This window comes from Bacillus pumilus, from assembly GCF_024498355.1.
Lineage (GTDB): Bacteria > Bacillota > Bacilli > Bacillales > Bacillaceae > Bacillus > Bacillus pumilus_P.
On the sequence record NZ_CP101833.1, the window covers coordinates 497,204 to 523,346 of the forward strand.

The following is a 26,143-nucleotide window of genomic DNA, read 5'->3' on the forward strand; positions in this document are numbered from 1 at the left end:
TTTTCAGATTGTTGACAAAGGGCTAAAATGATCTTTATTTTAGCTCTTTGTCTTCTTTTCAGCGTGATATGAAAACCTTTGAAGTCTAGGAAGGACGAGTACTGGAGCGGAGCGAATTGACATTCGTGAGCACCGGCGCGCAGGACTGACAACGAATGCGAGGGTTTGTCTACACGCTGAAAATCCCTTTTCTCAAAGGGATTTTTTATTTGGTCTTATCATCTTCTTCTTGAAAAGCTTGGATAGGAGAATGGTCATAACGTGCCCGCAGCTCGCGGATCTGTTTGATCAGTGTGGAACCGATTGTTTTTTCGGCTTCATCATACAAAGGATCAAGGGCTTTCACCCATTTTTGCCTCTCTGCTGGCGTTAATTCGTGGATCGCAATCGGAGATTCCCGTTTAATGTCCTCCAGCTGATCATTATTCATCTGTTCTGCATGTTTCTCGTTCCAAGCCGTTGTTTCTTCCATCGCTTCAAGTAAAATTCTTTTCGTTTCCGGTGTCTGGCGGTCAAAGAAGACTTGATCTGTTAAGACAACATACCCTAAATACCCGTGATTACTGATCGTCATATAGTCTTGTATATGATAAAATTTTTTTGAATAAATATTTGAAATTGTATTTTCTTCACCGTCTACTTTTTTTGTTTCTAACAGCTGAAATGTCGAATTAAACGATTCCTGATAGGGCTTTGCGCCAAGAAGTTTGAATTGTTTTTCAATCATGTCGCTTTGCATAATGCGGAGAGATTGATTTTTTAAATCACCAGGCTGTTTGATTGGCCCTTTATTAGAGGTAATTTGCTTAAAGCCATTTGTCCAGTAGGCCATTCCTTTTAGACCATCTTTTTGCAGCGTGCCGAACAATTTCTGTCCAATCGCACCGTGTAAGCCTTCTTGAACAGCATCATAATTAGGAAAAGCAAAGGGAAGATCAAGTGCCAGCCACTCAGGGGACAGCATGCCGAGCTTCGAGGTAGACGGAGCAATAAATTGTACTTGATTCTCTTTGAGTGCATTAATCTCTTCAATATCAGAATAAAGGCTCCCGTTTGAGAAAATTTGAATGCTGATCTTTCCATCGGATTTCTCATGCACGAGCTCAGCAAATTTCTTTGCGGCAAGTCCTTTTGGTGTATTGTCTGCCACGACATGGCTAAATTTGAACACAAGCTGGTCCTTCAGCCCTGTCTGTTCATCATCGAATATAGATGCTGATTTTGGCATCATATGATAAAAACCAAAGTATAAAGCGGTTACAAAACCGATGATAAGCAATAGCGTATAAGCGAGTAAATTCTTCATGCGTCAGATCCCCCTTATGTCAAGCATACTTGACAGAGGAAGAATTCGTAAAGATACAGGTGAAAAAATGATGAGAAATCGATTGAAATTACAACAACTATCTATTAGGTGGAAGCTCACCATTTTGACATATTTCGTTGTCATTTTCGCCCTTTTAATCGGAGGGATTGTCCTTGTCGGGGGAATCCAGCAAACGGAGGAACGCGAGCTGCGAAAAAGACTCATGAACACAGCGAGAACAGTGGCTGAGATGAATGAGGTGAAGCAGGCGTTAGCGGATCAGACAAAGGAACGTTCTCGATTACAGCATGCGATCGAAGAGATTCGGATTATTCAAGACGCTGACTACATTGTTGTCATGGATATGGATCATGTGAGATTAACGCATCCAGTGAAAACAAGAATTGGCCACCGCTCAGAGGGGACAGATGAAGAACCGGCTTTTGCAGAGCATATTTATTTCTCAGAAGCAGAGGGAGAGTTGGGGACAGCCATCAGAGCTTTTTATCCAGTGAAGGATGAAAAGTTTAACCAGACAGGGGTTGTCCTTGTAGGAAGAACGCTGCCAAGTATGGCAGATATATTAGGAGAAATGAAGCGGGATATCCTCATGATCCTGCTGCTGACGCTCAGCTTTGGGCTTGTGGGTTCCTTTTTGCTCGCCCGTCATATTAAACAGCAAATGTTTAAGCTGGAGCCGCATGAGATTGTCAGAATGCTAGAGGAACGCACCGCCACCTTTCACTCCATCAATGAAGGAGTCATCGCCATCGATAATCAGCATATGATTACCATTTTTAATGAGAAGGCGAAGCAAATTTTTGGAGTGACAGGTGATGCAGTAGGCCGGAATATTTGGGAGGTGCTGCCTGACACAAGGCTTCCTGAAATCATTGATCGCGCAGAACCAGTCTACAATGAAGAGATTCATATGAGCGGAAAGCGGATTATGAGCAGCCGGATTCCGATTGTGATGAAAAAGAAGATTATCGGAGCAGTCGCCATTTTTCAGGACCGGACAGAGGCTGCTAAATTAGCAGAGGAACTAACTGGGGTCAAGAACTTCGTTGACGGCCTGCGGGTGCAGAATCATGAGCATATGAATAAGCTTCATACGATTGCGGGATTGATTCAGCTTGGCAAAGCCGATCAGGCGCTCGACCTTGCGTTTCAAACGACAGAAGAACAGGAACATGTGACGGATTTTCTTCACCGCGTCATTCAGCACGATGCCGTCGCAGGTTTATTGATGAGCAAGATTAGAAGGGGCAAGGAGCTTGGCATCAAAGTCGAAGTGGATGAAAATAGCTGTCTGCGCGATTTTCCAGAGCGGCTAGATCAGCATGATATGACGAAGCTGCTTGGCAATCTGATTGAGAACGCCTTTGCCTCGTATGATACTGTAGAAAGAGAAACGAAACTCATTTCGATTAGTATTGATCAAACGGAGGATGTTCTCGCGATTTTGATTGAAGACCATGGCTCCGGGATAGAAGAGGAAATGATTCCTCATATCTTCGATAAAGGCTTCACATACGGCAAAGAAGGCGGAACAGGCTATGGCCTGTATATTGTCAAAACGATGATCGACAAAGGGATGGGGAACGTAGAAGTCACATCAAGCATCGGCATTGGTACCACCTTCTCAATCGAATTCCCAATGACAGTAGAGGAGAGAGACAGATGACTCAGATTAAGGTGCTATTAATTGAAGATGACCCGATGGTGCAAGAAGTGAATAAAGAGTTCATTATGAGTGTTCCTGGCTTTCAAGTAGCGGCTGTAGCAGGGAATGGCGAACAGGGCATCCAGCTGATCAAAGAGATTCGTCCAGACCTCGTGGTACTTGATGTCTATATGCCGAAGAAGGATGGCGTCAAAACGCTGCAAGACATCAGAAAGCTAAAGATACAGGTGGATGTGATTGTGATTTCTGCAGCGAAGGACAAAGAGACAATTGGCGTCATGCTTCAAAATGGTGCGCGGGATTATATTATTAAACCGTTCAAATTTGAACGAATGAAAGAATCGCTTGAAAGCTATAAAGCATTTAAATCGAAAATTCGCACCGCAGCAGAATTTTCTCAGGAGATGCTGGATGATATCATACGAAAGCCTGCCGTTAAGCAGGAAGATACATGGCTCCCTAAGGGGCTGAATGTGCATACGATGAACGAAATTAAAGCCTATATGCGTTTGCAAGAAGGCGCACTATCCGCTGAGGAAGTTGCCAATGCGCTTGGCATTGCCCGTGTCACGGCACGCCGGTATTTAGACTTCCTTGTCAAAGAAGGTGAGCTGAAATTAGATATGCAATATGGCGGGATAGGTCGGCCTGTAAATAAATATATCGTACATTCCGACTAAGAGACCAAAAAGACCAAAATGTACGATATGTTCATAAGCTTCACAGCCTTTGATGAAATCGCTATCATTTACCTACAGATAACAGTTAAGCGTTTACATCGAAGGGTGAGGGAGTTGATTTTTTATGAAGAGGCTTTTGAAGAACCTGACATTTCAGGTCATTGCAGCTGTCATGATCGGGATCATTGTCGGAATGGTTTGGCCAAACGTCGGGAAAGAAATGAAGCCGCTTGGTGACACATTTATTAATGCGGTCAAAATGGTGATCGCACCAATCATTTTCTTAACCATCGTTCTTGGTATTGCCAAGATGGGGGATATGAAAAAGGTCGGGAAAGTTGGGGGAAAAGCATTTATTTATTTTGAAGTCGTGACAACGCTTGCTCTGGTCATCGGTCTTTTTGTTGTCAATTTCATGAAGCCGGGAGCAGGTCTTGACTATAGTAAGCTTGAAAAAGGGGATGTTTCACAGTATACCCAAAATGGGGGGCAGGGTATCGACTGGATGGAGTTTGTGACACACATTGTGCCTTCTAACATGGTAGATGCCTTTGCGAAGGGAGATATTTTACAGGTCTTATTCTTCTCTATTTTATTCGGTGTTGCGCTTGCTGCACTTGGTGAGAAGGGAAAAGGAATCATCGAATGGCTCGATAAGCTGTCACTTGTCTTCTTCAAAATCATTGGATATATCATGCGTGCCGCGCCACTCGGTGCATTTGGGGCAATGGCCTATACGATCGGACACTTTGGTTTGGCTTCGATTAAACCGCTGGCGAGTCTGATGCTCTCCGTTTATATGACCATGTTCCTGTTCATCTTCGTTGTGCTGAACATCATTTGTAAAATGTATGGGTTTAGCCTGTTCGGTTATCTACGATTTATCAAGGATGAAATTTTAATTGTCCTTGGCACAAGTTCTTCAGAATCAGTGCTGCCAAGAATGATGGATAAAATGGAACGATATGGCTGTTCTAAGTCGGTTGTTGGACTTGTCATTCCAACAGGTTATTCCTTTAACTTAGACGGAACTTCAATATACTTATCGATGGCCGTGGTCTTCTTAGCACAAGTTTTTGGTGTGGACTTATCCATCGGTCAGCAGATCACGATTATCCTTGTTCTGATGCTCACATCAAAGGGAGCAGCTGGGGTAACAGGAAGCGGATTTATCGTGCTGGCATCTACACTTGCTGCACTTCAGGTCATTCCGCTTGAAGGGCTTGCACTGCTGCTTGGTGTTGACCGATTCATGAGTGAAGGAAGAGCCATTACAAACCTGATTGGAAATGGAATTGCAACCATTGTTGTAGCGAAAAGTGAAGGTGAATTTGACGAAGCGAAGAGTAAAACAGCGCTTCAGGAAATGCGAAATATCAAGCAAGCCGTTTAGTATAAAAAACAACCAAAAACCGAAACCTTATGTTCTACATGGGGTTCGGTTTTTTCTTGTGATGAAAAGAAAAAACCGAAAAGCTTGATAAAATTAGAACGAATCGTAAGACCTCAATGACCTTTTGTTATATAATTTACAGAAAGATCCGATATAATGTATATCAGATACGATGAAAAATAGACTTTAGTCCTGGCAGGTGTGGAACGTAATGGCAGCATTTTTAAAATTGTTCGAAAAACCCGGTGTTAAGCGGTTTTCAGTATTTGTAGTATTAGCCACAGTATTGTATCTATTAAGAGGAATGATGAATTTAATTCTCCTGACCTTCATATTCACCTTTTTGATGAATCGGTTAGAAGGGGTCATTAGGGGCTTTTTAAATCACTTCCTAAAAATAGGACAGAAATCGGTCATTACCCTTTTGTATATTCTCCTGGCTGGTGGATTGACGTTTGGCGGATTCGTTTTTGTGCCAATCATCGCCAAACAGGTGGAGCAGTTATTTCATTTAGGAAAGAAAATTGCAGATCATCCACAAGATTTACCCTTCTTTGACGTCATCACCAACGTATTCGGAGATTTCAAAATATCAGCTTACTTTGAGAAAGGGTTTAATTTCCTCTATACATACTTAACAGATTTCAGCACGTTCAGTATCCAGGTCATTATGTCCTTAATATTAAGCATGTTCTTCCTGTTTGAAAAGGAACGCCTCATCCAATTCATGAACAAGTTCAAAACGAGTAAAATCTCCGTGTTCTATCATGAAATTGCTTTCTTTGGACGTAAATTCTCCAGAACGTTTGGAAAGGTACTCGAAGCACAGTTTATCATTGCCACCGTTAACTGTGTCTTAACGACAATTGCGCTTGGGATTATGGGTTTTCCGCAGTTATTTGGATTAGCGGTCATGGTCTTTTTGCTAGGCTTAATTCCTGTAGCGGGTGTGGTCATCTCTCTCATTCCATTGAGCATCATTGCGTATACACTTGGAGGCGGAATGTATGTCCTTTATATTGTGCTGGTCATCGTCATCATCCATGCAATCGAAGCCTATTTCTTAAATCCGAAGCTCATGTCGGCTAAAACAGAACTCCCTATTTTCTTCACATTTATTGTGCTGATTTTCTCTGAACACTATATTGGCATTTGGGGACTCATTATCGGTATCCCAATCTTTGTGTTTATTTTAGACATTTTGGAGGTCACAAATAAGGAAGAAAGTAATTAAAAAGTTCATATGAACCTGTTTACAATTTTCTAAAAATAAGGTATAAATAGTATGAAAATATCATAATAACCACACGCTTAATCCTTCTAAAGGAATGGGGGACCCATGTTTTTGGGGTGAATTTTTCTTTCATTAGAAAAAAGGACATCTCTTCGTCCTAACCCGTCAGCTAACCTCATCAGCGTGAAGAGAGTAAACGGTGGTATATGTAAGAACACGCAGACCCACGAGAAAACTCTCTCGTGGGTCTTTTTGACGAGGAAGGGGAGATTTTATTGAAGCTGGCTACAAAAATTATCATTGCCCTCATTGTAGGTGCAATCACGGGACTTTTGCTTAACATTTTTGCTCCAAATGTATTCAAAATGTTAGATCCTTATCTGTTCACACCTCTAGGTCAAATCTTCTTGAATCTTATCAAAATGTTAGTTGTGCCAATCGTGTTCTTTTCCATCACACTTGGCGTGGCAGGCCTTGGTGATCCGAAAAAGCTTGGCAGAATTGGCGCAAAAAGCATCTCATACTTTTTACTGACAACAACATTCGCTATTATCATTGCAATGTCTTTAGCGTTATTAATTAAACCTGGTTCCTTTGGTTCTTTCGATACAAAGGGGGCAGAATATACACCTCAAGAAGCACCATCTACGGCTGACACATTATTAAACATCATTCCAACAAATCCAGTTCAATCTCTAGTTGAAGGTAACATGCTGCAAATCATTGTGTTCTGTGTTTTCTTAGGTCTAGGCATTGCAGTACTAGGTAAAAAAACAGAAGGGTTACTCAAAATATTAGAACAAGGCAATGAACTCATGATGTACCTTGTGGGAGTAGTCATGAAATTTGCTCCATACGGAACATTTGGCTTAATTGTAACGGCGATTGGGAGCCAAGGTCTTGATGCAATTAAAGCCATGGGGCTGTACTTTTCAGTGGTTCTAGTAGCGCTATTTGTTCATTTCTTTCTCACCTATGGTTCAACTTTGGCTTTATTTGCAAAACGAAATCCTTTTACATTCTTTAAAGATTTTTCACCTGCGATGGTCGTGGCGTTTAGTACGTCAAGCAGTAGTGCAGTTCTTCCTGTTTCAATGGAAACTGCTCAAAAAAAGCTGAAAGTACCAGAGCCAATATCTAGCTTTGTGCAGCCATTAGGCGCGACAATCAATATGGATGGGACGGCGATTATGCAAGGGGTCGCAACCATCTTTATTGCTCAAGTGTTTGGGATTGAATTGACACTCATGCAAATGATCACAGTTATATTAACCGCCGTATTAGCCAGTATCGGGACAGCCGGCGTACCGGGAGTTGGCTTAATTATGCTGGCCATGGTACTGAATTCTGTGGGGCTTCCTGTTGAAGGCATTGCGCTCATCCTTGGTATTGACCGCTTATTAGATATGGCGAGAACCGTTGTTAATATTACAGGTGACGCAGCATGTGCGGTGATTGTGACAGAAACTGAGAAAAAACATGAGAAGGACGCATCATCACCTAATTTATCAATGTAATGTTCAAAAGGGCTGACTTGGATCAGCCCTTTTTTTCGTGGAACGGCTTGTTTTGCGTGATATACTTTTAACAGAATGAGCGGCCTTACTTGCCGCCATAGGCTTTACATCAGAAGGAGGAACCACTTTGCAGTCTGCTGTTCTAAAAGTAGAGAAAGTCGATAAACAAATTGGCCGACATATGATTTTGCAAGATATTTCTATGGAGATTGGGCAAGGAGAGATTGTCGGTTTACTTGGACCAAATGGGTCTGGAAAAACGACCTTGATTCGGCTGATCGTGGGCTTGATGAGAAAAAACAATGGCCGAATCATGATCAATGGATATTCTCAGGATAATGAATTTCTAAAGGCGATGTCATCTGTTGGTGCCATCATAGAAAATCCTGAGTTCTATCCGTATTTAACAGGCTTTGAAAACCTTGAATTGTATGGGGCGATGCACGATGGAGTTTCCGAGGGCCGCATTCATGAAGTGGTGAAAAGAGTTCGTCTGGAGCACGCCATTCATCAGAAGGTCAAGACGTATTCATTGGGGATGAAACAAAGGCTTGGGATTGCACAAGCCATTTTGCATCAGCCCAATCTGCTCATTTTAGACGAACCGACAAATGGGCTTGATCCCGCAGGAATGAAGGAATTCCGCGAGCACTTGCAAACGCTCGTACAAGAAGAAGGAACCTCCGTGTTATTTGCCACGCATTTATTGCATGAGGTAGAAGAGCTATGTGACCGCATGATCATCATTCAAAAAGGACGGATCAGAGCGAGTGCGAATCTCCGGGACATGGAGGGCAAAGAGCAGGTGCTGATGAATATTCAGCCAGTAGAAAAGGCCGCTTCATGGCTCGACACAAATGGATATACATATGAACGAAATGGAGAGCAGGTGCTGCTTCAACTGAACAAAGATCGTGTATCAGAGCTTAACAAGCAGCTCGTGTTGGCAGGGTTTGATGTACTAGAAATGACGCCTCAAAAACAATCCATTGAAGAGGCCTTTATGAAATGGACGGAAGGCGGGACAGCAGATGCTTCAACTGATCAAGAATGAGCATAAAAAAATTATGAGGCAAAAGATCACATTCATTGCACTTGGATTGATCGTTGTCTTTCAAATGACGATGGCTTTAGCGTTGAAACGAGTCATATCCAGCCTTGGTGGACAAGACACGGTCGCGAACTATTTTGCTTATTCCACAAACGTCGTGTTTATTTTACAAGTGCTCGCTGTTGTCATTGGCGCGACACTGATCTCCACAGAGTTTCAAAAAAGGACGATCAAGTTCTTATTCATCCGGCCAAAGACAAGGCTGCATATTTTTCTGTCAAAATATATGACACTTGTTCTCTCGGTCATTTACCTGTTTGTTTTTTATTACGTATTAGCTTTTCTATTTGGCCTTATTTTCTTTGGTACTGAATTTGATGAGAGTACGGGAAGATTATTTCAGCATACGCTTGCAGTCATCGGTTCACAGTGGGTGGAAGTGATCATGATGGCAAGCTTCGCTTTTATGTGTTCCAGTTTGTTTAGGAACAGCCTGATTGCGCTTGTCACTTCATTCTTTGTTTTATATGCGGCAAAATCACTTGTGCCTATCATGTCTCTTTTTGAAAATCAGTGGGGGAAAATCCTGCTTTTCGCCAATACGGACTTTACTCAATACAGCTTTCAAGGACCGCCACCCTTTGATGGAATGAGTCTTTTGTTTTCTCTATTCATTGTAGGGGCGCATTTTGTTTTCTTTGTTGGAACGGCTTGGTTCCTTTTTTGGAAGCGTGACGTAAATGTGTAAAAATTGTGTCAAATAACAAGAAAAATTCATGACATCTTTGTGAAAACGAGTCTGTATTTCACGATAACCGGCTGATTTTGTCTTATAATAGGGAGGAGTCATGGAGGTGGCACTATCGTGAAGAATTTCATTACGGCTTTACCAATTTTGTTGCTGCTGTCGTTTTCGTTTGTGTCTTTTGCCTTCCAGTTTGATCATCTTGTTTATTTCAGACTAGCGCTAGGGATCTTTTCATTAGCCGGTCTTTTCTTTCTGTATACACTTAAAAGAAACATGAAATGGTTCATGGTTTATTTATATGCGAGCTGGATCATTCTTGCTGCCGTTACGACATTTGAGGAACCTGTATTTTCTCAATTCTTTTTCGGTGGTTTAACGATGACTATGGGCTATCTCACGTATATGCTCATTTACTTAGGAATGAAGCAGGACCGTGTAGCGAAATCACATTAAAAACAAAAGCCGATAAAATCTGTTATTCGATTTTATCGGCTTTTTTTATTTCTGTTGAGGTAAATAAAAGAGCAGCCAGCTTTTGACTGCTCATCTTGTATTTATGATTCACGTCCAGCAGCTGCAAGCTGCTTCTGATGCTTTTTGTCGATGGTTTCGTATATACTTTCCATCATTTTAGGATCGCGCATGATCGCCTTCTTGTTCTCTTCAATCAATTGCTGGTATGTTTTGATCTTCTTCTTAGACATGTGACTCATCGCTCCTTTATAAAAATGGACATTTATAAGATTTCACATAGATGAAATTGATAATCATTTTCAATTAGCTAACAACTTCATTATACAAAGTCAAATGTCAGAAGTAAAGATTCAATTCAGAAAATTCACGTAACCGACATATTCCCATCCATATCGACTTTGAATTCTTTCCCAGGAAATAATTCGCTGTCAATTCTTGTCGTGACATCATAAAAACATCTTTTTCTTCATTGAAACGTTTTGGACATACATCTCGTCTTATGTAGAGATTTGATATAAGAGGATATAGAAGAAATGAAAAAGACACCAGCAAGAGTTTGCTGATATCCTTCATTATCATCAGTTATGAAACGTGTTTTTGAAGAAACTCTGTCACTTCTTCAGGTGATTTTGCGTTTGCACTGTGTAAATGACCTGTTTTTTCACCATTTTTGAAAATTAACAGGCTTGGAATTCCCATGACCTGATACGTTTCCGCTAATTCAGGGAAGTCATCTTTGTTTATTTCAAACCATTCATGGTGAGCATAAGCCTCTAAAATGTCTGGAATGAACATGTCCATTCTTGTGCAATCAGGACACCATGTCGCAAAGAATTTAACGATGACTTCTTTGTCTGATTGAATGATTTCATTGAATTGTTCAGTACTTGTGATTTTTTTCAATTTGTCACAACTCCTTTTCAATGTCATTTTAATATAAAATAAAGGCGAATGACATACAAATGCTCGGGGGGCGCATACAACCTTTACAAATCATTTCAATTCCGTAACAACAAAAATTAATTAGAGCATTTTCGCTTGAAAGTGATAAGATAGTAAAGATGAATTTTAGTGGGGGGAGTATCCATTGAAAATAAGTTTAGGATTGGTTTACGGCGGAAAGTCAGCCGAACATAATGTATCACTGCAAACAGCCCTTGCAGTAACAAAAGCACTTAACACTGAAAAGTTCGATATACATCCAATTTATATTACAGAAGAGGGCGAATGGCTAAGAGGAGAAAAACTCACTGAACCAGTATCAAACGTTAAAATGCTTCAATTTGAACAAAACGCAAAGACGTTTTTACCAACTTCTTTAAATGAGAGCATGTTTCCACAGCCTGCATCACCTGATGAGAAGATTGATGTCGTCTTTCCATTGCTGCACGGACCAAATGGTGAAGATGGAACGATGCAAGGTTTACTTGAACTACTAAATATCCCGTATGTCGGTAACGGCGTTCTCGCTTCTGCTGCGGGTATGGATAAAGTCATGATGAAAGATGTTTTTGCGCAAGCAGGACTTGAACAAGCAAAGCACCTTTCCTTCAATAAAAAAGACTATGAGAAAACAACATCAGACAGCTTAGAACAGGTGGAGCAAGTACTAGGCTATCCTTGCTTTGTGAAACCTGCCAACATGGGATCAAGTGTTGGAATTAGTAAATGCCGCAGCAAAGAAGAGCTTCAAGCAGCATTTGATTTGGCTTTCCAATATGATCGTCGTGTTGTCGTGGAAGAAGGCGTCATTGGAAGAGAAATTGAAATTGGTGTATTAGGAAATGACGAGCCGAAATGCTCTGTTGTTGGTGAAATTGCACCTAAAACAGATTTTTATGACTACAAAGCAAAATATGAAGATGGCGATACAGACTTGATCATTCCTGCTAGTGTTTCAGAGGAGGAATACAAGACGATTCACGATATGGCGATTAAAGCATTTAAAGCCATTGATGGATCTGGTCTCGTACGTGCAGACTTCTTCCTAACAGAGGATGGCAAAGTGCTGATCAATGAAGTGAATACAATGCCTGGATTCACACCATTCAGTATGTTCCCGCTGCTTTGGAAACATACTGGCGTAGAGTATCCTGAGTTGATTGAAAAGCTGGTGTCACTTGCAATTGAACGTCATCAAGAAAAACAAACCATTAAAACAACTTTTTAATGTGAGCAACAAGCAGACACTATCCTACAGGTAGTGTCTCAGATTGTTGACAAAGGGCTAAAATGAACTTTATTTTAGCCCTTTGTCTTCTTTTCAGCGTGATAGAAAACCTTTGCAGTCTAGGAAGGACGAGTACCGGAGCGGAGCGAATTTGAGATTCGTGAGCACCAGCACGCAGGACTGACACAGAATGCGAGGGTTTGTCTACACGCTGAGACACTATCCTACAGGTAGTGTCTCTGTTCCTTCAAACATGAAATGAGAAAGAGAGGCGAAAATCATGATCAAACGTACAGTGAAACATATTGCCCAAATGGCTGGTGGGGCATTATCTAATCAAGCTTTTGGCGAAGAGCAAATTCACGGAGTGACAACAGATACACGAAAAGTATCAAAAGGCGCACTGTTTATCCCGCTTATTGGAGAACATTTTAACGGTCACACATTTGCTTCAAAAGCATTGGAGCTTGGAGCTGCCGCTATTCTTTGGAATCAAAAAGAGGCCAATCCACCAGAAGGCGTCCCAGTCATTCTTGTAGAAGATACACTGGCTGCACTGCAACAGCTGGCAAAATCATACTTAAAAGAAGAAAATCCTCGTGTTGTCGGTATTACAGGAAGTAATGGTAAAACAACAACGAAAGACATGATTCATTCAGTATTACAAACGGCGTATCAAGTCCATAAAACAGATGGCAATTTTAATAATCATATCGGTCTTCCGCTCACCATTCTCGAGATGCCAGAAGGAACAGAGATCGCTGTCTTGGAGATGGGCATGAGCGCAAAAGGTGAGATTGAGTTTTTGTCAAGCCTCGCTGAGCCTGATGCAGCAGTCATCACCAATGTCGGAGAATCTCATATGCAAGATCTAGGATCAAGAGAAGCAATTGCCGACGCAAAATGTGAGATCACAAAAGGGTTAAAAGAGAATGGCGTCTTTTATTATTTAGGAGATGAGCCCTTGCTTCGTGAAAGAGCGAATGCACTGACTCACAACGTGAAAACCTTTGGAGAAGCAGAGGACTGTGATATCAGGGTGAATCACATCAATCAGCTTGCAGAAGGAACTGAATTTCAAGTCGAAGGGTACGCTCAGGCGTTTCTCATTCCTGTATTAGGGAAACATAATGTGAAGAATGCCCTTGCTGCTATTGCCATTGGCCAGCATTTTGGGCTGAATGAAAGACAAATAGCCCAAGGGTTGATGCAAACAAAATTGACAGGGATGCGTCTTGAGCTGTTTACAACAGATAAAGGAATCACGGTCATAAACGATGCGTATAATGCGAGTCCTACTTCCATGAAAGCGGCGATTGATCTTGTAGGGGATATGGACGGTTTCGCCAATCGCATTCTAGTGCTTGGTGATATGCTTGAAATGGGAAGTGAAGAAGAAACGTATCATTACGAACTAGGCCGATACATCAAGCCTGAGTTTATCGATCATGTCATGACGTATGGACGTCTAGGTGCACTCATTGCTGAAGGAGCGAAGAAAGCATTTGGAGACGCGCGCGTGTTCTCATATATGGACAAAGAGGAACTGAAGAAAAAACTAGCTGAAGTGGCAGGACCTGACGATGTTGTTCTTGTCAAAGCCTCACGCGGCATGAGATTGGAAGAAGTCATTACTGCACTATAAAAGTTAGCGGCAAAGAAGGTGACTGAATGATTGGATGTCTATGTATACACGGTTTTACGGGAGCCCCTTATGAGGTAGAACCGCTGGCGCAGTATTTAAAGCAGACGACAGATTGGACCGTGCAGTCTATCACGCTTCCGGGACATGGGGAGGAACTTCAATTAAAAGGCATTCTTTATCAAGAATGGATTGCGACAGCTGAACTAGAACTTTTATCCCTCTACCGAACATGTGACACCATTTATTTGGTCGGCTTTTCAATGGGCGGGATGATTGCCTCTTACTTAGCTGCGAAGTATCCGGTTGCCCGCCTTGTCCTTTTAAGTGCCGCGGCAAAATATGTGAACCCAAAACAGATGATCCAAGACACAAGACAGATGGTGAAGGAATCTTTGTCTGGGTTGATTGATACGAACCCCTTGTATGATCGGTATCGTCATAAGCTAACGAGCACGCCGCTATCAGCTGCTGTAGAATTTATGAAGCTGGTAAAACAAACGAAGAGCTCCCTTGAGAAACTTCATCTGCCCGTCTTAATTGTTCAAGGGGAAAGCGATGGGATTGTTCCCGCTTCTAGTGCAGAATTTATTTATCATAAAATCCCGTCTCATCAGAAAGAAATGTATTATTTACCTGACTGTAAACACCATGTTTGTCACGAGCCATGTGCACAGCAATTGTTTGAGAAAGTAGAACAATTTCTAAAAAAAGCAATTTAATATATAGAAAAGCGAAAATGTGGCTAAACTAATATAAATTGAATCCCACTTGTTAAAATCTGCAACATTTTTGTCGAATCAGTGACAGGCCTATGTTACAATAGGAAAGAAAAGGTGGTCGATTCGGTTGTTTCAATATGACAGAAAAACCTTTATCCCGCAGTCTAATTCGAGTAATGGGGAAGTATCAGAAAGAACCATATTTCAATATCGTCAGGACGGGAATATTTTAACGGGCATATATTAAGGCGGCAGTATTGTATCTGGCGGACTTGTAGGAACAGTGAAAGAGGATGGAACACTTCATTTTAGATACCACCATGTGAGCAAGGATGGCAGCATGAGAAGCGGGACCTGCGATTCTACACCTAAGCAGCTGGATAACGGAAAAATTCAACTGTTAGAAAAGTGGAGATGGATGGACGGAGATCAAAGTGAAGGTGAATCTGTCATTGTGGAGTAGTAGATATATCCATTTCTGTCTTGTTGAAAAACAAATAGTGTAATGGTAAGATATAATGTAGGGTAATTCGGGCTTTGTATATAATGGACCTGTCCTTTCAGAAAAGGGCAGTTTTTAATGATCATTCACGAGATTACTGAAACAGCAATTAGAAGGAGTTTGAATAATTTGACTATAACGTTTCAAGATTTTCAATTAAGCGAAAGTCTCATGAAAGCTATTAACCGCATGGGATTTGAAGAAGCAACACCGATTCAAGCAGAAACGATTCCTCTCGGTCTTCAGAATAAAGATGTCATCGGACAAGCACAAACAGGAACAGGAAAAACAGCAGCATTTGGTATTCCTCTGGTTGAAAAAATCGACCCAGCGTCTCCTAATATCCAAGCGATTATCATTGCGCCAACAAGAGAATTAGCTATTCAAGTATCTGAAGAGCTATACAAAATCGGCCAAGACAAGCGTGCACGCGTTCTTCCGATTTACGGTGGACAAGATATCAGCCGCCAAATCCGTTCGCTCAAGAAGAACCCTCATATCATCGTAGGGACTCCAGGACGTTTACTCGATCACATTAACCGTCGTACAATGCGTCTTCAAAATGTTGAAACAGTTGTGCTTGATGAAGCAGATGAAATGCTAAACATGGGTTTCATTGAAGACATTGAATCGATCCTTTCAAATGTACCAAGTGAACACCAAACACTTTTATTCTCTGCGACAATGCCTGCACCAATTAAGCGCATTGCAGAACGTTTCATGACAAACCCAGAGCATGTGAAAGTAAAAGCAAAAGAAATGACAGTATCTAACATCCAACAGTTCTACTTGGATATTCACGAACGTAAGAAATTTGATACATTGACACGTCTTCTTGACATTCAATCACCTGAGCTTTCAATTGTCTTCGGTCGTACGAAACGCCGTGTTGACGAATTGACAGAAGCGCTTAACCTAAGAGGTTATACAGCTGAAGGAATTCATGGTGACCTGACTCAAGCGAAACGTATGGTTGCGCTTCGCAAATTCAAAGAAGGTTCAATCGATGTGCTTGTGGCAACAGACGTTGCAGCACGTGGACTTGATATCTCTGGCGTGACACACGTGTATAACTTCGACGTGCCACAAGATCCGGAAAGCTATGTACACCGTATTGGACGTACAGGCCGTGCTGGACGTACAGGTATGGCGGTGACGTTTATCACACCACGTGAAAAAGATATGCTTCGTGCGATTGAGCAAACGACAAAACGTAAAATGGATCGTATGAAAGAACCAACTCTAGATGAAGCAATTGAAGGACAACAGCAAGTAACAGTTGACCGTCTACGCACGATCATCAGTGAAAACAACTTAAACTTCTACATGACAGCTGCTGCTGAATTGCTAGAAGATAATGATTCTGTCACAGTGGTTGCGGCTGCCATCAAAATGATGACAAAAGAGCCAGATGCAACGCCTGTTCGTTTGACAGATGAAGCACCAATGATTTCAAAACGCAATCGCAACAACCGCAGCTCTTCTAAACGTAGAGACGGCGGCGGAGGAGGCGGCTATCGTGGGAAAAGCCGTTCATCTTACGGTGATAAAAAGCGTTCATCAAATGATCGCAATCGTTCTTCTAGCGATCGTCGTCAAAAGAAATCTTATAACAACTAACATACAAGAGCGAATCCTTTGCAGGGTTCGCTTTTTTTAACAGGCTGATTGAAACTTTTTAGGCTCTGTTTCGTAATATATTGATAGAAAAGTAAGAGAATGGGGGAAGAATGTGAGAAAACAGCCGCAACGTCAAATTAGCTTAAATGGATTAAAGGTATGGCGTCTTCAAAATGGAATTATCTCATTGATTTTCTTACTCATCATCATTGGGGTATTTATTGCTAGTTATTATTTTCAATGGCCATATTGGATTGGGGCCATCCTCGTCGGATTGTGGATCTTACAGATCATTTTCGGAATTTGGCTCATACCAAAAATCCGTCATCACATCTGGCGCTACGAAGTATTTGAAAATGAAATTGAAATACAGCATGGGCTGATTCGCGTTACACGCGTGATTGTGCCGATGGTGCGTGTCCAGCATGTCGATACATCTCAAGGACCGCTTTTAAGGCGCTATCGCTTGGCATCTGTTCAAATTTCGACTGCTGCCACTGTTCATGATATTCCAGCGTTAGAATTAGAAGAGGCAGATGAGCTTCGTGATTACATATCTCGTTTAGCAAGGGTGACGGAAGATGATGTCTGAACCAAAACGTGTACATCCAATCTCGATGTTCATTGATTTTATATCAGATGCCGTTTCTATGATTAAAAACTTCATTATCCCTTTTTTCGTGCTTATTTTTGTGAACTCGAATTCAAGTATTCGCTTTTATGCGTTTATCATTCTTGGTGTGCTTCTTTTATGGAAAGCTGTTTCAACCGTTTTAGAATGGAGACGATTCACCTACCGGATGGAAGACGATGAATTTCGTGTGGAATCAGGTGTAATCACGAAAAAGAAAAAATATATCTCGTTAGAACGAATTCAAACGGTCAATACAAGTGAAGGCATCTTCCAGCGGATTTTCGGTTTGGTGCGAGTTCAAATCGAAACGGCAGGCGGGACGGATGGCCCAGAAGTAAGCCTGACGGCAATTACAAAAGCAGAAGCAGAACAATTGAAACAGTCCATTTTCAACCGGAAGAAAAGCTTGCAGCAAGAAGAAATGACGGATGAAACTGGTGATATACCGCATGATCATCTAACTGCCCAAAAACCTGTGGAGGAAGAAATCAACGTCTCCTATCGTATGGGTGTACCAGAGCTGCTTTTAACGGCTACGACTTCAAGCGGCATCGGTGTGATTATATCGGGTTGTCTAGCCATTTACACACAAATAGATGAAATTCTTCCTTTAGACGGGTTCGTCAAGCAGTTCTCCTTCTTAAGTCATGCAAGTGTTGAAATCTACGCGATTCTAATTTTTCTAGCCGTATTGATTGCTTGGATACTCAGTGTTGGAGTGACGGCGCTCCAATACGCTAATTTTGCTGCCAAACGAAAAGGAAATGACATCATCATTACAAGAGGACTCATTGAAAGACATCAAATGACCATTCCGCTTGCGAGAATTCAAGCAGTGAAAATCAAAGAAAACATTCTCCGTGAGCCTTTTGGGTTTGCTACAGTGATGCTTGTTAGTGCAGGAGGTTCTATTACAGAAAAAGAAACCTCTTCGGTCTTATTCCCACTGATTCGAAAGAAAAAAATCAATGAATTGTTGTCTCAATTTACAGTTCATTATCACCTGACACCAGAAGCTGAGCTGAAAAAGGTGCCAAAGCGTTCACTCAAACGCTACCTGATCTCTTTCGGATTTGTTCCATTGCTCGTTGGTGTGATCCTTTCAGTACGTTTTCCGCCGTGGGGGTATTTGGCATTCATTCCGTTGCCAATTGCTTTGTTCTTTGGGTACTTAGCCTATAAACAATCAGGTTATACGATCAAAGACCCATTGATTCAGCTGACGACAAGAGGCATCAGCAAAACCACCGGAATTGTATTGAGAAAACGAATGCAAAACTATACGGTGACCCAATCTTATTTCCAAAAGAAAGGCCGAGTGGCGAGTATTCACACCTTTGTGAAATCCTCTGCACTGCTTGATTCCTTTGGTGTGCATCACCTTGAAGAGAAAGATGCTGCACGTGTATTTGATTGGTATTCCTATGAAAAAAATTAAATCTTCTTAAACTAAAAAATGTCGATCAGCTCCTTGTCAAAAGGGATGATCGACATTTTTTATGAGATTAGTAGCGTCTTTTTTTGGAGTGGAAGAATAGGGTGATAGGTGCTAGGATCATGCCGCCTATCAATCCAAATAAGTGAGCCATAATATTGATATTCGAATTGACGAACGTCATGATGACAGAGACACCAAGAATCGTTAAGATTACCTGAGAATTGCCGCGATCCATCATGTGCGGTTTAAATAGGACAAGATACAGATAAACGCCAAACAAACCAAAAATAGCACCAGAAGCGCCGACATGTACATACTCTAAAGGCTCCACCCAATAGGTTCCGAGATTTCCAATGAACCCTGCCCCAAGATAAATGATGAGAAACCGAACCTTACCAAGCAAATACTCAAGCGCTGGTGCAAATAGGAACAAGGACATAGAATTGAACAAAATGTGTGTCAGACTTCCATGGAGAAAAATAGGGGTAACGAGCCGCCACCATTCTCCTGCTGCTACACCATAGTTGAAACCGACGAGATGGTCCTGCCCAAGCTGTATAATAGGGAAAGGAATAGCAAATAAAAGCCACAGACCTATTTGCAATGCAAGGATCGCTGTTACGATTGGATACGATCTAATAAATTGTTGAAAGCTCTCCGTTCGAATAAACATAACAAACCCCTTTTGACTAGATAATGGTAAGTTTATAGTAACACGTTTATGAAGCGAACATCCAAATTAGTACGAGTATCATAGGAGGTACCCCGTGATCAAAGGAATTGGCATTGATATTGTAGAAATCGACCGGTTGTCACGAGTGCTCAGCAGACAGCCCCGTTTACCAGAACGAATATTGACTTTAAGTGAACAGGACGTCTTTTACGCGCTAAGTGAAAAGAGACAGCTGGAGTTTTTAGCAGGACGTTTTGCGGCAAAGGAAGCTTTTGCTAAAGCATACGGTACGGGAATCGGTCAGCATTTAAGCTTTCATGACATCGAGATACAAAAAGATGATCGTGGAAAACCTTTTATCAAAAGCGAGAAAACGAAGGAAGACCAGGTTCATGTGTCCATTACGCACACAAAAGAATATGCTGCTGCGCAAGTTTTAATCGAAAGGTTGTCAAGCTAGTCTGCATATTGTTTGTCCCCCCTTCATATATTGGGTAGTGCGATAAGGAAGGGCGAGTTGCTAACAGGCTTTGATGGTTCGCGGTACGCAGTTAACTCTTTAGGCGTACTGTTAAAGCCAAACAAGCGGTTTCTTCCTTTTAACACAATTAACGAAGGGGTTGAAAAGGGTGAGAAAAAGCTTTGTTTTGCTTGTAACGGGGATCCTTTTTGTACTGATTCTCTCCGCATGCGGTCAAAAATCTCAGCAGGATATCGTTGGAGATTTAAACAAAAAGGCAGAGGAAATGACATCATACAAAGCCAAAGCAAAAATGACCATCGAGACAGGGAATGATCCGCAGGAGTATCAGGTGGAAATTTGGTACAAGAAGCCGGAGCTTTACCGTGTCTATTTAGAAAATCCGAAAAAGGATCAGAGTCAAGTCATTTTAAGAAATGGCAATGGTGTGTTTGTGCTGACACCTTCATTGAACAAAAGCTTCCGTTTCCATAGTGATTGGCCGAATAATAGCAGCCAGGTCTATTTATTTGAATCGCTAGTGAAAGACATTAAAAATGACAGTGCAGCTCAGTTCAAAGCGAAAGAGTCAAAGTATATTTTCGAAACAAAAACCAATTATCAGCACAACCAAATGCTGCCTACCCAAGAGATTACCTTTCATAAAAAAACAATGGCGCCTGCCAGTGTGAAAGTGCTGGATAGCGACAAAAAGCCAATGGTGAAAGTGGAATTCTCTCACTTTGAATTCAATAAATCCTTTGACAAAGATGCATTTGATGAGAAGAAAAACATGACACTCTCCCAAATGGATGTCGCCACAAGTGCAGACCCATCTGACAGTTTCGCAGTGAAAACACCAGTTGATATGCCAGAGGGCGTGAAGAAGATGGAAGAGAAAGAAATGACAACAGATGCTGGGAAACGTTATGTGATTACGTATGGCGGAAAGAAATCCTTCACACTCATTCAGGAAAAAGCGAGAGTGGCAGAAGCATCTACGCCTGTGACGATGAACGGCGAGCCAGTCGATCTTGGCATGACAGTGGGTGTTCTAACGGATCAATCTCTTTCATGGACATCTGACGGAGTCGACTACTTAATTTCCTCAAGTGATTTATCGAAGGAAGAGCTGTTAATGGTCGCAAACAGTGTCGAAGGCCAGTCAGCCAAATAAACGAATATCTCAGGCGAGAGCCTTGAAAATGAAACATCAGCCCTATGCAAGGGCTGATTTTCTTTGATTTGTTTCACATTATTCTTGATTTTTAGTATCATAATGAAGTATTGAATCATTCAATAGGGAAGTGTGACTGATGGACACAAATGCCTTTTATAGAGACACATGGGCAGAAATTGATTTAACAGCAATCAAGCATAATGTTTCACATATGAAAGATCATATTGGTCAAAAAGTTCAATTAATGGCTGTTGTAAAAGCCAATGCGTATGGACATGGAGATATAGAAGTGGCAAGAGCCGCACTCAAAGCAGGAGCAGACTTGTTAGCCGTTGCCTTTTTGGATGAGGCCATTTCTTTAAGAAATAAAGGCATCAAAGCACCGATTCTTGTACTCGGCGCAGTACCGCCAGAGTATGTCAAAGTCGCCGTGAGATACAACGTCATCATGACTGCTTACTCAATCGAGTGGCTGAGAGATGTAATCAAAGTAGTGAAAGGACAGATTGGACAACCCATTCGTTTTCATTTGAAAATTGACAGCGGAATGAATCGTTTAGGTGTTAAAACCTTAGCGCAAGTGAGCGAAGTGAAAGAGCTTGCCTGCGATCATTCTTATTTACAGCTGGAAGGTGTATTTACTCACTTTGCGACAGCAGATGAAAAGGATGAGGACTACTTTGATATGCAGATGGACACCTTTCAAACATTGCTTCAGCCGCTTCATACGGACAAACTGCTCGTTCATTGCGCCAACAGTGCAGCAGGTCTAAGGTTTAAAGAAGTATTGTTTAATATGGTCCGTTTCGGCATCAGTATGTACGGGCTGTCACCGTCAGAGGAAATCAAAGATGAATTGCCTTTCAAGCTGGAAGAAGCCATGTCTCTTCATACAAAGCTAGCGCATGTGAAGCTTATTCAAAAGGGTGAGAGTGTCAGCTACGGAGCGACCTATACAGCCAATCAAGATACATGGATTGGCACGGTTCCGATTGGCTATGCAGACGGCTGGATCAGGAAGCTGGCAGGAACGGAAGTGCTCGTTGGCGGAAAGCGCCGGAAGATTGCTGGAAGGGTATGTATGGATCAATTCATGGTTGAATTGAAAGAGAACATTTCAGCAGGCGAACCAGTCGTTTTGATTGGTTCACAAGGCGAAGAAAAGGTATCAGTCGATGAAATTGCCAAAAGGCTTGAAACCATTAACTATGAAGTCACTTGCTCGATTGGCCACCGGGTCCCAAGAGTATATATAGAGGACGGCAAAAGGGTTCATGTGCGTAATCCGCTGCTTCAAGGCGGGCCAAGCTTTTTATAAGTAGCTATTAGGGGAACGATGTCCAAACCGACATCGTTCTCTTTTATTCTACAGAGAAGGAATAAATATCCTCCCTTTTTTAGAGATTTTGGAAATACCGTATGATTTTCGAAAAAAAGCGTATAATGGGAAAGAGGGACTCCATTATCATTTTGAATTACGGGTGGCCGACCGCTTCATGTTCTAATAAGAAATCATGAAAACAGCTTTGCTTGTGCATTGAATAATGGTATGATTAGTCTTGGAATGGATCGAAACGGTATCCGTAAGTTTTGTGGAGGTGTATGTTTTTTGTCTGAATCCAGCGCAACAAACGAAATGAAGATTCGACTGCCCGAGGCTTTGATGTCTGAAATCGAACGAGTAGCAGAGCAGGATAAGGTAACAAGAAATGAATTGATCTACCGAGCGACAAAAACGTATATTCGTGAACGTAATATTCGACAAAATCGTGAATCGATGAGACGCGGCTACATGGAGATGGCGAAAATTAATCTGAATATCTCTTCAGAGGCACAATATGCAGAATTTGAGGCTGAGAATACAGTTGAGCGATTAGTCAGCGGGGGTTAAACATTTGATTGTTAAACGCGGTGATGTTTACTTTGCTGATTTATCTCCTGTTGTTGGCTCCGAGCAGGGCGGGGTTCGCCCGGTATTGGTGATTCAAAATGACATTGGAAATCGCTTCAGCCCGACTGCTATCGTTGCAGCCATAACAGCCCAAATACAAAAAGCGAAATTACCGACTCACGTCGAAATTAATGCAAAGCGCTACGGCTTTGAACGAGATTCTGTCATTCTTTTAGAGCAGATTCGTACGATCGATAAACAAAGATTGACAGATAAAATCACACATCTTGATGATGAGATGATGGAGAAGGTTGATGAAGCCTTACAAGTTAGTTTGGCTCTTATTGATTTTTAATATGGTGATACTTGGTTGCTCTCCTGTGAGCAACTTTTTTTTGTGTTCATTTTTTATTAAGGCTATAATGGAGAGAGAATGAAAGTTATTGCTTTTTATGTACGTAGGGGGTAAATTATGTCGAATCATATCGTGTTAGCTTTTGCGAGAGCACACCAAAAGGAATTAGAAAAAGAATGGACTGACATCTTCAAACGACTCGGAGAAGAAGAAACGGACATGATGCTAAACGATAAAATGTATGAAACGATTTGTTCCGAATATGTCCAGCTTATTCTGGCATCCCTTTCAGAGGCGAATGCTGAGGATTTTGAAGAAAAAGTGCAATCTTTTGCTTTGAAAATTGTACAAATGGGTGTATCACTTAAATTACTGGCAAAAGGGCTAACGGAAATCCGTTCACACTTATATCAAAAAATGAACAGTGACAAAAATACTGAACAAGGAAGTAATGAGCTCATCTGGGAAATTGATCGGTTCATTTCACCTGTTCATAACGAAATATTGAATCACTACTCCATCTCATGGGAGAAAACCGTCAACCTTCAAAAAATTGCGTTACAGGAACTATCTGCTCCGCTGATTCCAGTGTTTGAGCACATCACTGTCATGCCTCTTGTAGGAACAATTGATACAGATCGCGCGAAGAAGATCATGGAGAATCTGTTAAATGGCGTCGTGAAACATCGATCACAGGTGGTCTTAATCGACATTACCGGTGTACCTGTCGTTGATACAATGGTGGCACACCATATCATTCAAGCGTCAGAGGCTGTGAGATTAGTAGGTGCAAAATGCTTATTGGTCGGTATTCGTCCAGAAATCGCCCAAACCATCGTCACTCTTGGAATTGATTTATCTCAAGTTACAACAAAGAATACCCTTCAAAAAGGAATTCAAACTGCTTTAGAAATGACAAATCGAAAAATTGTTTCATTGGAGGGATAACCCAGTGAGAAATCACCCGAAGATTCCAATCTTAAAATTATATAATTGTCTTCTTATTTCTATACAATGGGAGCTTGATGACCAAACGGCTCTTCATTTTCAAGAAGATTTACTCAATAAAATTCATGAAACAGGAGCGAACGGCGTTGTCATTGACCTAACATCTGTTGATATGATTGATTCATTTATCGCAAAAGTATTAGGCGATGTCATCACGATGTCAAAGCTCATGGGGGCAAAAGTTGTATTAACAGGAATACAGCCGGCAGTCGCTGTGACACTCATTGAACTTGGTATATCACTGGAAGAAATTCAGACTGCATTAGATCTTGAACAAGGGCTTGAGACATTGAAGCGGGAATTGGGGGAATAGATATGAAAGACCAATCCTGTGTGAAAATTTTGACGGAATGGGACATAGTCGCGGCAAGACAACTGGGACGAAATGTTGCAAAAGAACTGGGCTTTGGAACAGTTGACCAAGCAAGAATTACGACGGCCATTTCAGAATTAGCTCGAAACATCTATTTATACGCTGGTAAAGGTCAGATTTGTATAGAAGAAGTGATGGAGCGTGGAAAGCGTGGACTTAAAGTCATCGCAGCCGATGAGGGGCCTGGTATCATGGATATACGCAAAGTGATGGAAGACGGATTTTCTACATCAGGCGGACTCGGAGCAGGTCTTCCGGGAGTGAGAAGACTGATGGATGATTTTAAATTAGATTCTACATCAGAAGAAGGAACGGAGATACAAGCTGTCAAGTGGCTTCGCTAGGAGGGAAACCATGGATTTTAAGGAGGTAATGGAGCAGCGGTATCATCAGCTGCTCAGTCGTTATATAAGTGATCTAACTGAAACATCGCTTTATCAAGCTCAAAAATTCAGCCGAAAAACCATTGAGCATCAAATACCTCCTGAAGAAATAGTGAGTGTTCACCGAAAAGTAATTCAGGAGCTATACCCTGATTTGCCGGAAGATGTCTTTCATTCACTAGACTTCTTAATTGAAGTCATGATTGGGTACGGACTTGCCTACCAGGAACATTTAACACTCAGAGGCATCCAGCAAGAAATTAAATCGGAGATTGAAATTGCTGCAAATGTTCAGCAAACCCTTCTGGAAACGAAAATACCAGAAGGTGACACCTTTGATATTGGGGCCATTAGTGTGCCGGCAAAACAGATGAGTGGAGATTATTTTCACTTTGTCACTGATCACCATACAATCAATATCGCGATCGCAGATGTGATTGGGAAAGGCATCCCGGCTGCGCTCTGTATGTCGATGATTAAGTATGCGATGGATTCCTTGCCGGAGTCAGGGAGCGGCCCAACGAAGGTGCTGAAAACCCTTAATCGTGTTGTCGAACAAAACGTAGACCCAAGCATGTTTATCACGATGTTCTATGGCAGCTATAATACAGAAACACATGAATTTAAATACGCATCGGCTGGTCATGAGCCGGGCTTTTTCTATTGCAGAAAAGAGAACCAATTTTACGATTTAGATGCGAAAGGGCTTGTCCTTGGAATCGCACCAGACTTTGATTACAGGCAGTATGAGAAGCATTTGGATATTGGAGATATGGTCATTTTATTCTCCGATGGTGTAACAGAATCTAAGGCAGAGGACGGTTTCTTAGAGCGGGAGGATATCAAAGCGCTCATATCAGAGCACCTATCTTACTCGGCTCAGGAAATGGTGGATGCCATCTATGCCAGCTTACTCAAACTGCAAGATTTTCAGCTGCATGATGACTTTACATTACTTGTCCTGAAAAGAAAGGTTTAGAAAGTGAATACGCGGGTATATAA

General features: G+C 41.6%; 27 protein-coding genes, 1 pseudogene and 1 riboswitch. Of the genes and pseudogenes, 24 read left to right on the top strand and 4 right to left on the bottom strand.

Translation table 11 applies throughout. The features are described from left to right. Positions 1-205 precede the first annotated feature (205 nt). Positions 206-1,306: a DctP family TRAP transporter solute-binding subunit gene (locus tag NPA43_RS02420; protein ID WP_099728436.1), complete on the bottom strand. Its 1,101-nt coding sequence runs from the start codon at positions 1,304-1,306 to the stop codon at positions 206-208. Between the two features lie 67 nt (positions 1,307-1,373). Between NPA43_RS02420 and NPA43_RS02425 the strand changes: the two genes are divergently transcribed. The 8 genes from NPA43_RS02425 to NPA43_RS02460 all read left to right on the top strand — a co-directional run bounded on the left by NPA43_RS02425 (position 1,374) and on the right by NPA43_RS02460 (position 10,069). After that, complete coding sequence (locus tag NPA43_RS02425) at positions 1,374-2,993, top strand: ATP-binding protein (RefSeq protein ID WP_370461133.1); 1,620 nt, start codon at positions 1,374-1,376, stop codon at positions 2,991-2,993. Beyond that, positions 2,990-3,673 (top strand): response regulator, encoded by a 684-nt coding sequence (locus tag NPA43_RS02430; protein WP_099728434.1) that lies wholly within the window; start codon positions 2,990-2,992, stop codon positions 3,671-3,673. Before NPA43_RS02425 ends, NPA43_RS02430 begins: the two co-directional genes overlap by 4 nt. A 124-nt stretch (positions 3,674-3,797) precedes the next feature. Beyond that, complete coding sequence (gene dctP, locus NPA43_RS02435) at positions 3,798-5,066, top strand: C4-dicarboxylate transporter DctP (RefSeq protein ID WP_230031317.1); 1,269 nt, start codon at positions 3,798-3,800, stop codon at positions 5,064-5,066. Between the two features lie 211 nt (positions 5,067-5,277). Then, positions 5,278-6,300 carry an AI-2E family transporter gene (locus tag NPA43_RS02440; RefSeq protein ID WP_099728432.1) on the top strand — a complete coding sequence of 341 codons (1,023 nt, stop codon included), beginning with the start codon at positions 5,278-5,280 and terminating at the stop codon, positions 6,298-6,300. A 64-nt stretch (positions 6,301-6,364) separates the two neighbouring features. Continuing rightward, positions 6,365-6,498, top strand: a riboswitch (cyclic di-AMP (ydaO/yuaA leader). Between the two features lie 77 nt (positions 6,499-6,575). Next, positions 6,576-7,817 (top strand): dicarboxylate/amino acid:cation symporter, encoded by a 1,242-nt coding sequence (locus NPA43_RS02445; RefSeq protein WP_180275553.1) that lies wholly within the window; start codon positions 6,576-6,578, stop codon positions 7,815-7,817. A gap of 127 nt (positions 7,818-7,944) precedes the next feature. Next, entirely contained in the window at positions 7,945-8,871 is a 927-nt protein-coding gene (locus NPA43_RS02450) for an ABC transporter ATP-binding protein (RefSeq protein WP_099728430.1), read from the top strand. Then, positions 8,849-9,616: an ABC transporter permease gene (locus NPA43_RS02455; protein ID WP_256499320.1), complete on the top strand. Its 768-nt coding sequence runs from the start codon at positions 8,849-8,851 to the stop codon at positions 9,614-9,616. Before NPA43_RS02450 ends, NPA43_RS02455 begins: the two co-directional genes overlap by 23 nt. A gap of 117 nt (positions 9,617-9,733) precedes the next feature. Then, on the top strand, positions 9,734-10,069 hold the full coding sequence (locus tag NPA43_RS02460) for a hypothetical protein (RefSeq protein WP_008359528.1): 336 nt from the start codon (positions 9,734-9,736) through the stop codon (positions 10,067-10,069). Between the two features lie 101 nt (positions 10,070-10,170). Here NPA43_RS02460 and fbpB read toward each other — a convergent pair whose 3' ends face one another. Together fbpB and NPA43_RS02470 are read right to left on the bottom strand one after the other, a co-directional pair. Then, positions 10,171-10,320, bottom strand: a complete 150-nt coding sequence (gene fbpB, locus NPA43_RS02465) for a Fur-regulated basic protein FbpB (RefSeq protein ID WP_003214266.1) — start codon at positions 10,318-10,320, stop codon at positions 10,171-10,173. A 352-nt stretch (positions 10,321-10,672) separates the two neighbouring features. Further along, positions 10,673-10,993, bottom strand: coding sequence for a thioredoxin family protein (locus NPA43_RS02470; protein ID WP_099728428.1), 321 nt, complete (start codon positions 10,991-10,993; stop codon positions 10,673-10,675). A gap of 184 nt (positions 10,994-11,177) precedes the next feature. On the opposite strand from NPA43_RS02470, the gene NPA43_RS02475 reads away from it, so the two are divergent. From NPA43_RS02475 to NPA43_RS02505, 7 genes and pseudogenes are all read left to right on the top strand, one after another. Beyond that, positions 11,178-12,260 (top strand): D-alanine--D-alanine ligase, encoded by a 1,083-nt coding sequence (locus NPA43_RS02475; RefSeq protein WP_099728427.1) that lies wholly within the window; start codon positions 11,178-11,180, stop codon positions 12,258-12,260. Positions 12,261-12,540: 280 nt separating this feature from the next. Next, on the top strand, positions 12,541-13,905 hold the full coding sequence (locus tag NPA43_RS02480) for a UDP-N-acetylmuramoyl-tripeptide--D-alanyl-D-alanine ligase (protein ID WP_256499321.1): 1,365 nt from the start codon (positions 12,541-12,543) through the stop codon (positions 13,903-13,905). 26 nt (positions 13,906-13,931) lie between these two features. Beyond that, a complete protein-coding gene (locus tag NPA43_RS02485; RefSeq protein WP_099728424.1) occupies positions 13,932-14,624 on the top strand; it encodes an alpha/beta hydrolase in 693 nt (230 codons plus the stop codon). Between the two features lie 127 nt (positions 14,625-14,751). Next, positions 14,752-15,087, top strand: a pseudogene (locus NPA43_RS19190) (n-acetylglutamate synthase). A 168-nt stretch (positions 15,088-15,255) separates the two neighbouring features. Next, positions 15,256-16,746, top strand: a complete 1,491-nt coding sequence (gene cshA / locus NPA43_RS02495; protein WP_142353667.1) for a degradosome RNA helicase CshA — start codon at positions 15,256-15,258, stop codon at positions 16,744-16,746. Positions 16,747-16,858: 112 nt separating this feature from the next. Beyond that, positions 16,859-17,338, top strand: coding sequence for a PH domain-containing protein (locus NPA43_RS02500; RefSeq protein ID WP_099728422.1), 480 nt, complete (start codon positions 16,859-16,861; stop codon positions 17,336-17,338). Continuing rightward, the gene (locus tag NPA43_RS02505) at positions 17,328-18,818 is read left to right on the top strand and encodes a PH domain-containing protein (RefSeq protein WP_249705329.1); all 1,491 of its coding nucleotides are present in this window, start codon (positions 17,328-17,330) and stop codon (positions 18,816-18,818) included. The genes NPA43_RS02500 and NPA43_RS02505 overlap by 11 nt, the downstream gene beginning before the upstream one ends. 67 nt (positions 18,819-18,885) lie before the next feature. Here NPA43_RS02505 and NPA43_RS02510 read toward each other — a convergent pair whose 3' ends face one another. Beyond that, positions 18,886-19,491: a rhomboid family intramembrane serine protease gene (locus NPA43_RS02510; RefSeq protein ID WP_099728420.1), complete on the bottom strand. Its 606-nt coding sequence runs from the start codon at positions 19,489-19,491 to the stop codon at positions 18,886-18,888. Positions 19,492-19,585: 94 nt separating this feature from the next. Here NPA43_RS02510 and acpS point away from each other — a divergent pair, with 94 nt between their 5' ends. The 9 genes from acpS to NPA43_RS02555 all read left to right on the top strand — a co-directional run bounded on the left by acpS (position 19,586) and on the right by NPA43_RS02555 (position 26,120). After that, entirely contained in the window at positions 19,586-19,951 is a 366-nt protein-coding gene (gene acpS, locus NPA43_RS02515) for a holo-ACP synthase (protein ID WP_256499323.1), read from the top strand. 160 nt (positions 19,952-20,111) lie between these two features. After that, positions 20,112-21,128, top strand: a complete 1,017-nt coding sequence (locus NPA43_RS02520) for a LolA family protein (protein WP_099728418.1) — start codon at positions 20,112-20,114, stop codon at positions 21,126-21,128. Between the two features lie 139 nt (positions 21,129-21,267). After that, complete coding sequence (gene alr, locus NPA43_RS02525) at positions 21,268-22,449, top strand: alanine racemase (protein ID WP_099728417.1); 1,182 nt, start codon at positions 21,268-21,270, stop codon at positions 22,447-22,449. Positions 22,450-22,740: 291 nt separating this feature from the next. Then, the gene (locus NPA43_RS02530) at positions 22,741-23,022 is read left to right on the top strand and encodes a hypothetical protein (protein ID WP_003214273.1); all 282 of its coding nucleotides are present in this window, start codon (positions 22,741-22,743) and stop codon (positions 23,020-23,022) included. Positions 23,023-23,026: 4 nt separating this feature from the next. Further along, on the top strand, positions 23,027-23,377 hold the full coding sequence (ndoA, locus tag NPA43_RS02535) for a type II toxin-antitoxin system endoribonuclease NdoA (protein ID WP_003214169.1): 351 nt from the start codon (positions 23,027-23,029) through the stop codon (positions 23,375-23,377). Positions 23,378-23,494: 117 nt separating this feature from the next. Continuing rightward, positions 23,495-24,325, top strand: coding sequence for an RsbT co-antagonist protein RsbRA (locus NPA43_RS02540; RefSeq protein ID WP_099728416.1), 831 nt, complete (start codon positions 23,495-23,497; stop codon positions 24,323-24,325). Between the two features lie 4 nt (positions 24,326-24,329). Next, positions 24,330-24,698 (top strand): RsbT antagonist protein RsbS, encoded by a 369-nt coding sequence (gene rsbS, locus NPA43_RS02545; RefSeq protein WP_003214235.1) that lies wholly within the window; start codon positions 24,330-24,332, stop codon positions 24,696-24,698. 2 nt (positions 24,699-24,700) lie between these two features. Further along, the gene (locus NPA43_RS02550) at positions 24,701-25,102 is read left to right on the top strand and encodes an anti-sigma regulatory factor (RefSeq protein ID WP_256499324.1); all 402 of its coding nucleotides are present in this window, start codon (positions 24,701-24,703) and stop codon (positions 25,100-25,102) included. 10 nt (positions 25,103-25,112) lie between these two features. Continuing rightward, entirely contained in the window at positions 25,113-26,120 is a 1,008-nt protein-coding gene (locus tag NPA43_RS02555) for a PP2C family protein-serine/threonine phosphatase (protein WP_230031323.1), read from the top strand. Positions 26,121-26,143 lie beyond the last annotated feature (23 nt).